Consider the following 14,071-nt stretch of genomic DNA (forward strand, 5'->3'; position numbering starts at 1 on the left):
TAATTGTTGCTTCAATTGCACGAAGAAAGGGATCTGGCGGAACTAGCTTTTTTACGGAAACTGGATTTCATTTCGATGATTCTCGATTGTCCCTATCATAAGAAATCGCTCTTTTTCTTTTTTAGCAGTGTTGAAACAGAAAAAGAGGTTCAGCGAAAAAAAGGCTGTGGAGAATGCATTCTCCACAGCCTTTTAATTATTTTATGTGTAGTAGTATGAAGCAGAGACCTAAAACAAGTTGTTGAATTATTGGTAAAGAATAATGTATTTCAAGGATATGAAATGCCTAAGGAAATCTTTAAAAAATACAATGTATTATTGCCGACGGAGTTTATTGAAGAAATCACTAATGTTAAGTTATGATCCCCTTTTCTATTTCATCTGTTTATAGTAGGTAAATATTTAGGGGGATGGGGATAATTGAATGGAGATTGAAATAGAAAGGAATGGATTAATTAAGATTAAAGCTAAAATAAGTATAGGGAATAATTGTATAAATAAAATTAGTAATAAAAACAAAAAATGTTATATATTTATATAAGGAAATATAATATTGGAGGTTGTTATGGATAATTGGAAACAATTATATGAAACGGTTATTAAAAAAAGGAATGATTTTACCATCTATTTTGGCCTTATATTAATTTTATTGTCCTTTTTATACGCTCACGGATTAATTAATTTATCAGTTGCATCCTTTTTTGGGTTCTCCTTAAGTGGTATTGCTATGGTGTATTTAGACATGGTTGAATTTGCTAAAAAGGTTGCAAGCTCTATATGGTTGAGAAGGATATTTGAATTGCTTGAGGTCTTTTTGTATCTAGTTTTTATGAGTGGAATTTTAATAATTCCTAATCTTAAATTGTTACAATCGGGGAGATTAGAGACATATTTAACTGAGAACTCCAATGCTTTTACAATCCTTGCTTTAGCATTTACTATATTGCTTATGGGGCTTAAAAGTCAGTATGAAGGTAATAACTTATATAAAAAATTGTTAAGTAAACATAGTGAATAAATATATATGATTCTTTTTTTATTTTCTATTTATGTTATCGAAAATAAGTAACAAATAAAAGCGGAAAGTTTTCATAACCCCAATGATTTAATTGATCCTGCTACATACTTAATGATTTCCTATCGCATTTACTTTCCTAGAATATGCACTAAATTGATATTCAGCATTTATTTAAACAAACTAATGAATATAGAGAGCTACTATCAAAAGAAAAGAAAAAATTGGAGATAGACTCTTCGGAAATGGGGCAGCGTAGAACGGCTTTAACTACATATATTCATAACAAATTAGAACAACTAGGTTTAATTCAAACGATATCATTTGGTGAGGCACCACCTGAAGATGGTACAGTAACCAAATTTGGTTATGATTTCATTGATTTCATTAAAGAAAAGAGTGGGGATACAACCTTTATTTAGGATTTTGTTTCAGATATGGTAGGTGTGGATAAAGAGGAAATATTATTTACTTAACAAGTGCAATAAACTGGGAAAGATAAATTTAGAAATATTTTAGTCTCTTTCAAACTAAGTGTCTGCTTATGGTATTAGCATAACCTCTAAAACCATTAATCCACCCAAGACTACAAAACCTCCCCCTAAAATGTTAAAGTAGTAACTTAACGACATTCATTTACACATGCTAAAAGCATTATGATAATCAACATTTCAGGAGGAAACCCAATGGCAATGAGCAACAACGATATATTAAAAAGAGTAAGATATGCTTTAGATATAAGAGATATAGATATGGTAGAAATCTTTAAACTTGGCGGGATGGAAGTAACGAAAGAAGACGTAGTTGATATGCTTACAAAAATAAAGAGAGCTCCTCAGCATGAAGCTGAAGATGCGGATGTAATCGAAGATGATGAGTACGTAAAAACATGCGATATGATGATGTTAGAGGCATTTTTCAATGGATTTATTACTTTAAAAAGAGGAAAGCAAGATCCGAAACCAGGGCAGCCTGCACCTGTACAGAGTAAGGAGAGTGCCAATAACCTTCTTCTAAAGAAAATGAAAATCGCACTATCTTTAACGAGTGAGGATGTACTTGATATATTAGATAGCGTAGGCGTTACGGTAACAAAAGGAGAGTTAGGCGCTCTGTTAAGAAAAAAAGGCCATAAAAATTACAAAGAGTGCGGCGATAAATACGCAAGGAATTTCATTAAAGGATTAGCTGTAAAGTATAGAGGATAATGAGTTCGTTAAAGCAGTAAATGATATAATAGGTAGAGTAGGACGTTTGTATCCTACTCTTTTTTATTTGTAAAATAATACGCTAGGTGATGAAATGGTACATACATATTTAGGTGAGACAATTAATTTTCATATAACTTATAAGAAGAAAAAGTCCGTGCGTCTTTTTGTAGATTCATACGGAAATGTGGAAGTACAGGCTCCGAAAGGGACACCTGTTGAATACTTAGTCCAGTTGCTAGAGGAAAAGTGGGATTGGATTCAGACAACTCGTAAGGAAATGGCGGAGCGAGCGCGTGGACCACAGGAAAAGGATTACGATCAAGGAGAAGGCTTTTTGTATTTAGGGAATACGTATCCGATACAGATTTCCCAAGATGCAAGCATTGAGCAAGACAACGCAGTATTTGAAGGGGATAAGTTACATATTTATGTGAAAGAGCTTAAGGATGAGAAAATACAACAAGCTTTAAAACGATTTTACTATAAGCAGTGTAAATCTTTAGTAGAGAAGAGTATTAAAGCGCATCAAAGTAATTTCAAAACAAAACCACGTTCTATTCGTATTACAGATAGTAGTCGTACTTGGGGTACTTGCGATTCGAATTTACAACTAACATTCAATTGGAAGCTAGCAATGGCACCACAGCGAGTAATTGACTATGTAGTTGTTCATGAAATGTGTCATATGGTTCATTTAAATCATGATCGATCGTTTTGGCGTCTTGTCGGGAAGATAATGCCTGATTATAAAGAAATGGAGAACTGGTTAGCTTTATCTAGTTGGAAGATGACGGTTTAATGTTGCGCTTTGTATAGGTTGCAATTATTGTCAATCTTTGTCGGTAAGTCGATATATTTCGAAAATCGCTGATATATTTGAAGTTGCGCCGATATATTTCGAAAATCGCTGATATATTTGGAGTTGCGCCGATATATTTCGAAAACCGCCGATATATTTGGAGTTGCAATCGATATGTTCAATGAAGAGAAAGTAAAAGGAGATGTCATAGCAGGCATCTCCTTTTTTTGAGTATATAGATTATCGTCCAAACTTCACAACAAATTCTTCATCAACTTTCTCCATCTCATACCCACGATACCCCTCCGAAAGCAAAGCCTGCTGTCCACTAGCATCACTCATTAGAATACTTTGAACATCCGTCCAATCTCTTTTCTTGTCTTCACGCAATTTCTTCACAAAAACATACCGCAGACTACCACCATACTTTTCTTTCAGCGCAGCAATCTCCATCCCTTGCGCAAATTTATCCTTCAAACTTGGAATGTTAAAAGGAGCAACGGTGCAGCATACGTAATCATATTTGCTGTCTTCTTTTTGCAATTCTTCCATAATGACTTTCGCTAATATTTTTTGCATACCATTTCCTCGGCAGTTCGGATGAACGTTTGAGATTTCTTGATAGATGACGCGGTGTAGTTCACTTTCTGGCAAACCAATATCAAGCCCTAAATGTTCATCGTCGATAGGAGGGACGAGTAGAGCGCGAAATGCGATGAGTTCGTTTTCGATAAAAGCACCGATCATCATGCCGTTTCCTTCTAGAATGTATTGAAATTCTTCTTGTGAGAGTGGTTGTAAACGACTTTTATCTTCTAGTGCTTCAACTACGATGTTTTGTAGTGATAAAATTTGTTCGATGTGCTCTAGTGATAGTAATGTAACGTGAAATGATTCGTTATTTTGTTTTAATGTTCCTTCGTATAGAACCGTCATATGATAGTCCTCCTTTAGCGTACAACGTCTTGAAAGACGGTTAGTTCTTGTAGTGTATCTTCGTTTATTTCAATGCCGAGTCCGGGCTTTTCGTTTAAGCGAATGAATGGTACATCGTAATGTAAGTTTCCAATGTCTTTCGTGAATTTTAATGGTCCTGTTAGCTCTACGCTCGTAATGATTTTCTTTGAGAAAGCGACATGGAATCCTGCGGAAGAGGCAACAGATGATTCGACCATTGATCCCACTTGGCATTCAATGCCGGCCATTTCAGCTTGATGAGCGAGCTTTACAGCTGGATATATGCCACCGCATTTCATTAGTTTTATATTCACTTTATCAGCAGCTTCTAATTTAATAATTTGGCGCATTTCACGAGAACTTTTTAGTCCTTCATCAATCATAAGCGGGAGGTCTGTCTTAGAACGGATATGAGCCATGGCATCAATATCGTCCGCGATAACAGGTTGTTCAATCCAGTCAATGTTTAAATGTCCTAATGACCGCAGTGCTGTTAATGTGTTTGCGCTATTTTTCCAGCCTTGGTTTACATCAACGCGAATAGCGATGTCATTTCCTACACGTTCTCGTACAGCTTCAATACGTTTCACATCTTCTTTTACATTCGTACCAACTTTCATTTTGAAAGATTGGTAACCTTTTTGAATCATAGAAGCAGCTTCTTCAGCCATATCTTCAGGATCGGCAATACTTAAAACGTGAGTGACAGGGAATTCTTCATGATAGCGCCCGCCAATTAATTGATATACAGGTTGATTTAGTTTTTTGCCCATTATATCAAAACAAGCAATATCAATTGCAGCTTTCGCTGTTGGAACACCGTAAATTGTATTGTCCATTATGTCGTGTATTTTTTCGATATTCATTGGATTTTTCCCGATTAGAGCAGGGGTTAGCGTATGTTTTAAAGTATGGAAAGTACTTTCCCATGATTCACCTGTGACGTGATCATCAGCAACGCCTTCACCGTAACCGATAATACCTTCATCTGTTTCCATTTTGACGATAATAGAGGGCATATCAGAATAAGAGCCATAACTAATAACAAACGGATTGCGAAGCGGTAAACGAATTGCGTAAAGATGAATAGCTGTAATTTTCATTGAATAGAAACCCCTTCCTGTTTACAATAGTTTTGTACATTTGATATAGTTGACGTTAAATAGTCGTTAATTAATGATAAGGAGTTAGAGAAAATGATGATAAAAATTGCAGTTGTCGGTTCAAAGGAGTTTATGGAGAACCTTTTTCCTATTGCTCAAAAATTAGAAGGAATAGAAATTGATCCATATATTTACCTTCATCCGGCGGAATCTTCTGAATTATTAAAGTGTCTAAAGCCTTGTGATGTCATCTTTTTCTCAGGTGCTTTACCTTATTATATGGCAAAAGAAATAAGAGAACAATTACGAATTCCAAGTACATACTTACAGCAAGACGAGACAACTGTCGCATCTTCAATTCTTTCTATCATGTATCATCAAAGTATTCAACCACATAACATTTCCATCGATTTAGTAGACCGCTCGTTTATTACAAATGTGTTCCATGATATTGGTATAAAAGAAAGCCCGCAAGTGTTGGATTATGAAAATATGCTGTGGAGTAAAGATGAAATAAATAGAGTTATCGATTTTCATGTAGCTAAATATCAATCTGGAGAGGCTCATTTAGCTTTAACTAGTATTCACGCTGTTTACGATGAGCTTCAAAAAATAGGTGTTCCTTCAGAGCGTATGATTGATCCAACACAGTCCATTATACATGGGCTAAAAGATGCAAAAATAAAAGCTGAGTTAGCAAAAAGCTATTCAGCTACTGTTGGTGCTTGTATTATTTCTTCCCTAGAATTACGGACGAATTTGCTTGAAAAACTAGATGTCATTTCAAAAGAACTACGTGGTTCATTTAAACAAGTGGATGAAATGACATGCATTTTGTATACAACTCGTGGTGATATCGAATCGATTATTAAAACAAATGCGATAGATAACTTGTTTGCGAGCGTAGAAGGAACGATAGCTATTGGATTTGGTTATGGGAAAACCGTGAAAGAGGCGGAGCAAAATGCAAAAATTGCTCAAAGTTTTGCAAAGAATAATCCAATAGATCGTTGTTTTTATATACTAACAAGTGATAAAGATTTGTTTGGTCCGTTCCCGAAAGAACAGAGAGTACAAAGTTTGAAAAATGATAATCCGGAACTAATGAAAATAGCGAAGGAAACGAAGCTTAGTCCGGCCAACTTGTCAAAAATCATTCAATTTAGTAAATCGCATCCGTCATTGAAGTTTACAGCAGCTGACCTTTCTGAGTACTTACAAGTGACTCGAAGATCGACAGAAAGGTTGTTAAAGAAATTAGTTGATTACGGGTATGCTCATATTTGCGGCGAGGAAATGCCCTATCAACAAGGGCGACCTCGCGCACTATATGAACTGAATTTACCGCTATTTTTAAGCTTCTAGTTGAGCTTTTTGTTTCTTTAGTAGTTCTGCTTTTTCAATGTCTGATAGTTTTACAATTGTGAAGCCTGTTATACCATAAATGATTGAGATAATAGGTACGATGAAATTCAAAATAGCATAAGGGGCATATTCAAATGCACCTACGCCAAGTGTAGCGAGAATAAATACACCGCACGTATTCCAAGGAACGAAGACAGAAGTTAATGTTCCGCCATCTTCTAATGCTCTGGATAAGTTTTTTGAATGTAGTCCTTTTTCTGTGTATGCATTTGCGTACATTCTTGAAGGGACAACAATTGAAATATATTGTTCAGAGCAAGTAAGGTTTGTTGCAAAACAAGATGCGATAGTAGAAGCGATAAGCCCTTTTGCTGATTTCGCTAACTTTAAAATTTGATTTACAATTGAGCGAAGAATACCTGTATGTTCTAATACTCCTCCGAAAGTCATAGCGACAATTGTCATAGAGACTGTATTCATCATCGAATCTAAGCCACCGCGGTTAAATAGTTCGTCTACTAGCTTGTTTCCAGTGTCTATAACAAATCCAGCTTGGAGTGCACCGACAGGTGCTGAGACAGAACCACCTTGAATAAAGACTTGTGATAAAAATCCTAAAATAATACCGACGAGAATCGCTGGTATAGCAGGAACTTTTTTTGCGACCAATACCATAACGACTACGGGTATAATGAGTAGGAAAGGTGAGATAACAAAGTTTTGTTGCAATACTTGTAACGTTTGATCGATGCTCTTCGCATCAATATTGTTAGCGCCGAAGCTTCTTCCTAAGAGCGCGTAAACGATAAGAGTAATAATTAAACCTGGAACTGTAGTAAATAACATATGACGAATGTGTGCGAATAAATCTGTATTTGTTAATCCTGCGGCTAGGTTAGTTGTATCTGAAAGCGGTGACATTTTATCGCCAAAATAAGAGCCTGAAATAATGGCACCAGCAACCATTGGAGCTGGGATTCCCATACTTAGGCCAATTCCCATTCCAGCAACACCAATTGTCCCCATTGTAGACCAAGAGCTACCAATTGCTAATGCAACGATAGAACAAATGACGGTAATGGAAACTAAAAATAGTGATGGAGTTAAAAGTTTTAAACCGTAATAAATCATCGTTGCGACGATTCCACCGCCAATCCAAGCACCAATTGTTAAGCCAACAAGAATAATAATGACGATAGCAGGTAATGCAAGACGAATCCCTTTATACATTGCTTCTTCAAGATCATTCCATTTGTAACCATAACGCCAAGCGACAATAGAAGCAACGGTTGTACCGATAATAAGTGGAACGTGAGGGGTTTGTTTTAATACAACAATTGTAACCATCATAACTGCAACGGTAATGATAATAGGGATAATCGCTATTCCAAAAGGTATTTCTTTTTTCATAAAGTTCCTCCTTGTTACGTATGTTTGTTTGTATTTTTAGAATTGTCGTAAAATAGACGTTTATTAGGTTATGATAACTAAAAGTTTATGTAAGCGTCAACATAAAAAAACAGAAAATAAGGAATGTTCTAGTTGTTTGTTTAGTTTGTAATATAAGTGCAGAGTAAGGTTTTTAAGTATTTAAAAATAAACAATTGACTTTTTTCTTAAAATTCAATATGTTCATAAAAACATCTGTTTTTCATAAGTATAATTAACCCGAATCGTTTGTAATGTGGGAAGGAGACTGGAACGTTGAAAACATTAGAATTACAAGAGCGCTTAACGGAGATTTTTCAGCATTTACACGAAAACCCTGAAGTAAGTTGGAAAGAATATGAAACGACAGCGTATATTACTGACTTTTTAAAAGAAGAAGGAATTTCATATAGAACATTTGATGATTGTCCAGGTGTAATTGCTGAGATTGGAGGCGGGAATCCAGTTATTGCGATTCGTGCTGATATGGATGCACTTTGGCAAGAAGTAAATGGAGAATTTAAAGCGAACCATTCATGTGGCCATGATGCTCATATGACCATTGTAATGGGACTTATTTTACAATTGAAAAATATGAGATGGAAAAGTGGTATGGTTAGATTTATTTTTCAGCCGGCAGAAGAGAAGGGGAATGGTGCTTTGAAGATGGTGGAGAAAGGTGCTGTAGATGATGCTGATTTCTTATTTGGCATCCATCTAAGACCAATTGAAGAACTATCTTTGAAACAAGCAGCCCCATCTATTCGCCATGGAGCAGCAGGGTTTTTAGAGGGTATGATTCATGGGGAGGATGCACACGGGGCAAGACCACACCAAGGTGTGAATGCGATTGATGTCATTTCCATGATTAATATCGGTTTGAAAAATATTTGGCTGCCACCGCAAAGTTCTTATTCAGTAAAAATGACGAGATGCCAAGCAGGTGGTGATAATTTAAATATCATTCCAGGAAATGGTCATTTCAGTTTAGATGTAAGAGCTGAGAGTAATATACTATTAGAAGAATTAAAGAAAAAGATTGAGCATGTAATAGAATCAGCTGCATCGATGGGGTCGAAAACTTCATACGAATGGATGGATCTTGCACCAGGAGCAGAGGTTTCCGAAGAAGCAGAGCGCTTTATGCGTAAAGGTATTCTCGAAGTGTATGGGGAAGAGAGATGCACAGGGCCTCTCTATACGACAGGAAGCGATGATTTCCATTACTATACAGTGAAAAGACCACATTTAAAAGCTGTCATGCTTGGACTAGGAGCAGACCTACAACCTGGATTACACCATCCGTATATGAGGTTTGATCATAGTTGTATTATGGATGGGGTAGAAATATTGAAACAAACTGTATTGAAAGTGTTAGAAGACAGGGGCTAAAGAGCTCCTGTTTTTTTGTCGTGAATTGTCGGTAAATCGATATATTGAGAAAATCGTTGATATATTTGAAGTTATGATAGATATATTGAGAAAATCGTTGATATATTTGAAGTTACGATAGATATATTAAGAAAATCGTTAATATAATTTCACGTACCTATTAATTTGATGAAAAATGAGCCTCCAGTACATGGTGTATAATAATAAGTACCATTTTTTAATAGGAGAAAACGAATGAACGAACAATATTACGATGCAGTTTTACATATAAAAACAGTCGGTGAGCAAAAAGGGTTTAACAAATCTATGCATTATCACCGTTATGAACCGACGCCGTATAGCGGATTAGATGAGTTACTGAATCAATATGAAATAAAAAGTAGTGACCGAATTGTAGACTTTGGGTGCGGAAAAGGGCGATTAAACTTTTATATGCATCATAAATGTGGGGCTTCAGCAGTTGGAATTGAAATGAATGAAGAGTTTTATAAAGAAGCGATTGATAATCGAGATCGTTATGCACGAAAGGCAAGAAACAGTAAGGGGAAAATTCAATTCCAATGTTGTTTAGCGCAGGAATATAAGATTGATCCACATGATAATAGGTTTTATTTCTTTAATCCGTTTTCTGTGCAAGTGTTTATGAATGTAGTAAATAACATTTTGCTTTCAGTAGAAAACACGGGGAGAGAAGTGGATATTATTTTATATTATCCTTCTGAGGACTATATTTTCTTCTTAGAAAATCAGACTGCGTTTGAGCTGAAGAAAGAAGTTAGATTGCCAGGTGCTTATGAGAAGAATGGGAATGAGAGGTTTTTAGTTTATACATTAGGGTAATAAAAAAACAGGTGCCAAGGCACCTGTTTTTTATTAGTTACGGATTAAGTAATCAAATGCACCTAAAGCTGCGTTTGCACCTGAACCCATAGAGATGATGATTTGTTTGTACGGATTATTTGTACAGTCACCTGCAGCAAACACTCCTGGTACGTTTGTAGCGCCGTGCTTGTCTGTTACGATTTCACCGCGAACGCGTTCAACTGTTTCGCCTAACCAGTCTGTGTTTGGCACAAGACCGATTTGTACGAATACACCTTGTAATTCAACGTGATGAACTTCTTCAGTTTCACGATCGATGTAAGAAATACCGTTTACTTTATCAGTACCAGTGATTTCTTTCGTTTGAACGTTTTTCAGAACAGTTACGTTTGGTAAGCTGTTAAGACGCTCTTGTAATACAGCATCAGCTTTTAATTCTGGCATGAATTCAAGAACAGTTACGTGCTTAACGATACCTGCTAAGTCGATAGCTGCTTCAATACCAGAGTTACCTCCGCCGATAACTGCTACGTCTTTTCCAGTGAATAATGGACCGTCACAGTGTGGGCAATATGCTACACCTTTATTTTTGAACTCAGCTTCACCTGGTACGCCAACATTACGCCAGCGAGCACCTGTAGAAACGATTACGCTCTTACTTTTCAGAATAGCGCCGTTTTCAAGTTCCACTTCAATAAGTTCTTTTTTCTCTAAACGTTTCGCACGTTGTAGATTCATTACATCGATGTCGTATTCTTTTACGTGTTCTTCAAGGCTTGCTACTAGCTTAGGACCTTCAGTCTTTTTTACGCTGATGAAGTTCTCAATGCCCATAGTATCCATTACTTGACCACCGAAGCGCTCAGCAACGATACCAGTGCGGATGCCTTTACGTGCTGCGTAAATTGCTGCACTTGCACCAGCAGGGCCGCCACCAACAACAAGAACATCGTATGGATCTTTATCAGAAAGCTCTGATGCATCTGGACCGTTACCCATTTTAGCTAAAATTTCTTCAAGTGTCATACGACCGCTTCCGAAAGATTCGCCGTTTAGGTAAACAGTTGGTACTGCCATGATGTCTTTGCTTTCTACTTCCTCTTTGAATGCAGCGCCATCAATCATAGTATGTGTAATACCAGGGTTAAGAACGCTCATTACGTTAAGAGCTTGTACAACATCAGGACAGTTATGACAACTTAGGCTGATATAAGATTCAAAATGATATTCGCCTTGAATGTTTTTAATTTGATCGATTAATTTTTGTTCAACTTTTGGAGCGCGTCCACTTACTTGTAGTAAAGCTAACACTAATGATGTAAATTCGTGTCCTAATGGAATACCAGCGAATACGACACCAGTGTCTTCACCAGGGCGGTTTACGCTAAAGCTTGGTGTTCTCTCTAATTCAACTTTTTCTACTGTAATCTTAGATGACATAGTAGCTAATTCGTCTACTAGAGCTAACATATCTTTAGATACGTTATCGTCTCCTGCGCTTACCTTAAGTAAAATATCGTTCTCCATTAATTGAAGGTATTGGGATAGTTGTGTTTTTATATCTGCATCTAGTATCATTTTGATCGAACTCCTTAGATTTTGCCTACAAGGTCAAGGCTTGGTTTAAGTGTTGCAGAACCCTCTTGCCATTTAGCTGGGCAAACTTCACCTGGGTTGTTACGTACGTATTGAGCAGCTTTAATTTTGTTAACAAGAATGCTTGCGTCACGGCCGATACCGTCAGCATTGATTTCCATAGATTGGATAACGCCGTCTGGATCGATGATGAATGTACCACGAGCAGCAAGACCTTCTTCTTCCATTAAAACGTTGAAGTTTGTAGTGATTGTGCGAGTTGGGTCACCAATCATGATGTACTCGATTTTGCCGATAGTTTCTGAGCTATCATGCCATGCTTTGTGAGTGAAGTGAGTGTCTGTAGATACAGAGTATACTTCAACGCCTAAGTCTTTTAGAGTTGCGTATTGGTTTTGTAAGTCTTCAAGTTCAGTTGGGCAAACGAATGTGAAGTCAGCTGGGTAGAAACAAACTACACTCCATTTTCCTTTTAAACTTTCGTCAGTAACTTGGATAAATTCTCCATTATGGTAAGCATTAGCTTTAAACGGTTTTACTTCTGTGCCGATTAATAACATATTAAAATTCCTCCTAAATGTTGGTTTTGAGCATCAAAAAATAGTGTGCTCATAAAATATATTTTTTAATTAACTATAATAATTCTAATTCGATATTAATTATCATATAGAAGTGGTTATTTTGTCAAGAGAATAAACCAACTTTATACCGATTTAATTAATATTTATTCTCAATTAAGGCTAACAGGGAATGGAAAGGTAACTTTAAGTTTATAAATTTTCAATGATTGTTTGAAAGAGTAGTGTGTATGTTAGAGATATGGTGTAAGTGTAAATTCTTAGGAAGGAAATATTTCTTAGAAGTTATGTATTTGAAAAGGAACTGCTTATTTCTATTTTACAAAGAATTGTGCGATAAATAAAATAAAATGAATCGAAATCTTTTTGAACAATTTTTGTCATCTCAAATATATAATTAGGAAGTATATTACGCTGATAGTTAGAAATATTGACTCAAAGTGCTAACGAGATATAATAAAACCTAGATATACCTTTCAAAAAGAAGAATACATATTTATAGGATGAAAAAATTCAACCTATTATTTTTTATAGCTTTTAGAAAACGCTTACAATTGGTGTGGAGGGGAAACCATGTCTAAGTTCACAAAGTATTTTTTAATGGAAGCTAGCGATGTGATTGCATATGTGAAAGAGAAATTATCTAAGTTTGAACATGCAAAGGGGCTAAAGTGTAAAGAAATAGGTGATGGCAATTTAAATTATGTGTTCCGCGTTTGGGATGAAAAAGAGAACATCTCTGTCATCGTAAAGCAAGCTGGAGATACAGCTCGCATTTCAGATGAGTTTAAGTTATCGACGAATCGTATTCGCATAGAATCAGATGTTTTGCAGTTAGAGGATGAGTTAGCACCTGGACTTGTTCCTAAGGTGTATTTATTTGATAGTGTGATGAACTGTTGCGTAATGGAAGATTTATCGGATCACACAATATTACGTACAGCACTTATAAATCATCAAATATTTCCGCAGCTTGCTGACGACTTAACTACTTTTATGGTAAATACACTTTTATTAACATCTGATGTTGTAATGAATCATAAAGAGAAGAAGGAACTTGTGAAGAATTATATAAATCCTGAATTATGTGAGATTACAGAGGACCTCGTATATTCAGAACCATTTACAAATCATAATAAGCGTAATGAGTTATTTCCTTTAAATGAGGGATGGATTAGGGAGCATATTTATAGTGATAAAGAGCTTCGTATGGAAGTAGCGAAACGTAAATTTTCTTTTATGACGAATGCACAGGCATTGCTTCATGGTGATTTACATACTGGTTCTGTTTTTGTAAGAGATGATTCTACAAAGGTTATTGATCCTGAGTTTGCTTTTTATGGACCTATGGGATATGACGTTGGGAATGTAATGGCGAATTTAATGTTTGCTTGGGTGAATGCAGATGCAACGATGCCACCTGGAGCTGAGAAAGATACGTATATGGATTGGTTACAAACTACGATGGTAGAGGTAATTGATTTATTTAAGAAGAAGTTTTTAGATGCTTGGGATATTCATGTGACCGAGATTATGGCGAAGGAAGAAGGCTTTAACGAAGTATATTTACAATCTGTATTAGAGGATACAGCTGCAGTGACAGGTCTTGAATTAATCCGCCGTATTGTTGGATTAGCGAAAGTAAAAGATATTACTTGTATTGAGAATGAGGAAGCACGTGCTAGAGCGGAGCGAATTTGTCTTAAAGTAGCGAAGAGTTTTATTTTACGAGCGAATCAATATAGAACAGGTACAAGTTTTGTAGAAACGTTAAAAGAACAGTCAATGCACTACGCGGAGTAAGG

General features: G+C 36.1%; 13 protein-coding genes. 8 read left to right on the top strand and 5 right to left on the bottom strand.

Annotation, left to right across the window (positions count from 1 at the left end; all coding sequences use genetic code 11):
* Positions 1 to 565 precede the first annotated feature (565 nt).
* The 4 genes from ES895_RS18855 to ES895_RS18865 all read left to right on the top strand — a co-directional run bounded on the left by ES895_RS18855 (position 566) and on the right by ES895_RS18865 (position 3,025).
* Complete coding sequence (locus ES895_RS18855) at positions 566 to 1,018, top strand: hypothetical protein (protein ID WP_070172216.1); 453 nt, start codon at positions 566 to 568, stop codon at positions 1,016 to 1,018.
* 242 nt (positions 1,019 to 1,260) lie between these two features.
* Positions 1,261 to 1,437 carry a hypothetical protein gene (locus ES895_RS29345; protein WP_167754523.1) on the top strand — a complete coding sequence of 59 codons (177 nt, stop codon included), beginning with the start codon at positions 1,261 to 1,263 and terminating at the stop codon, positions 1,435 to 1,437.
* 264 nt (positions 1,438 to 1,701) lie between these two features.
* A complete protein-coding gene (locus ES895_RS18860; RefSeq protein WP_135238559.1) occupies positions 1,702 to 2,223 on the top strand; it encodes a YehS family protein in 522 nt (173 codons plus the stop codon).
* Between the two features lie 94 nt (positions 2,224 to 2,317).
* Positions 2,318 to 3,025, top strand: a complete 708-nt coding sequence (locus ES895_RS18865; RefSeq protein WP_135238560.1) for a M48 family metallopeptidase — start codon at positions 2,318 to 2,320, stop codon at positions 3,023 to 3,025.
* Positions 3,026 to 3,265: 240 nt separating this feature from the next.
* Here the strand turns inward: ES895_RS18865 and ES895_RS18870 are convergent, their stop codons facing one another.
* Together ES895_RS18870 and ES895_RS18875 are read right to left on the bottom strand one after the other, a co-directional pair.
* Positions 3,266 to 3,961 (bottom strand): GNAT family N-acetyltransferase, encoded by a 696-nt coding sequence (locus tag ES895_RS18870; RefSeq protein ID WP_135238561.1) that lies wholly within the window; start codon positions 3,959 to 3,961, stop codon positions 3,266 to 3,268.
* A gap of 14 nt (positions 3,962 to 3,975) precedes the next feature.
* A complete protein-coding gene (locus ES895_RS18875) occupies positions 3,976 to 5,085 on the bottom strand; it encodes a mandelate racemase/muconate lactonizing enzyme family protein (protein ID WP_000704486.1) in 1,110 nt (369 codons plus the stop codon).
* A gap of 93 nt (positions 5,086 to 5,178) precedes the next feature.
* Between ES895_RS18875 and ES895_RS18880 the strand changes: the two genes are divergently transcribed.
* Entirely contained in the window at positions 5,179 to 6,450 is a 1,272-nt protein-coding gene (locus ES895_RS18880; protein WP_118413993.1) for a transcriptional regulator, read from the top strand.
* Here ES895_RS18880 and nhaC read toward each other — a convergent pair.
* Positions 6,439 to 7,860 (bottom strand): Na+/H+ antiporter NhaC, encoded by a 1,422-nt coding sequence (gene nhaC / locus ES895_RS18885; protein ID WP_135238562.1) that lies wholly within the window; start codon positions 7,858 to 7,860, stop codon positions 6,439 to 6,441. The genes ES895_RS18880 and nhaC overlap by 12 nt on opposite strands.
* A 294-nt stretch (positions 7,861 to 8,154) precedes the next feature.
* Between nhaC and ES895_RS18890 the strand changes: the two genes are divergently transcribed.
* Together ES895_RS18890 and ES895_RS18895 are read left to right on the top strand one after the other, a co-directional pair.
* Complete coding sequence (locus ES895_RS18890; protein ID WP_000853511.1) at positions 8,155 to 9,270, top strand: M20 peptidase aminoacylase family protein; 1,116 nt, start codon at positions 8,155 to 8,157, stop codon at positions 9,268 to 9,270.
* A gap of 234 nt (positions 9,271 to 9,504) precedes the next feature.
* A complete protein-coding gene (locus ES895_RS18895) occupies positions 9,505 to 10,110 on the top strand; it encodes an SAM-dependent methyltransferase (protein ID WP_048567395.1) in 606 nt (201 codons plus the stop codon).
* Positions 10,111 to 10,143: 33 nt separating this feature from the next.
* On the opposite strand, the gene ahpF is transcribed toward ES895_RS18895, so the two are convergent.
* A complete protein-coding gene (gene ahpF, locus ES895_RS18900) occupies positions 10,144 to 11,670 on the bottom strand; it encodes an alkyl hydroperoxide reductase subunit F (protein WP_000599501.1) in 1,527 nt (508 codons plus the stop codon).
* Positions 11,671 to 11,684: 14 nt separating this feature from the next.
* Positions 11,685 to 12,248, bottom strand: coding sequence for an alkyl hydroperoxide reductase subunit C (gene ahpC / locus ES895_RS18905; protein ID WP_000924420.1), 564 nt, complete (start codon positions 12,246 to 12,248; stop codon positions 11,685 to 11,687).
* Between the two features lie 591 nt (positions 12,249 to 12,839).
* Here ahpC and mtnK point away from each other — a divergent pair.
* Positions 12,840 to 14,069, top strand: coding sequence for an S-methyl-5-thioribose kinase (mtnK, locus tag ES895_RS18910; protein WP_058839957.1), 1,230 nt, complete (start codon positions 12,840 to 12,842; stop codon positions 14,067 to 14,069).
* Positions 14,070 to 14,071 lie beyond the last annotated feature (2 nt).

Source organism: Bacillus sp. 007/AIA-02/001 (assembly GCF_004634455.1).
Lineage (GTDB): Bacteria > Bacillota > Bacilli > Bacillales > Bacillaceae_G > Bacillus_A > Bacillus_A cereus.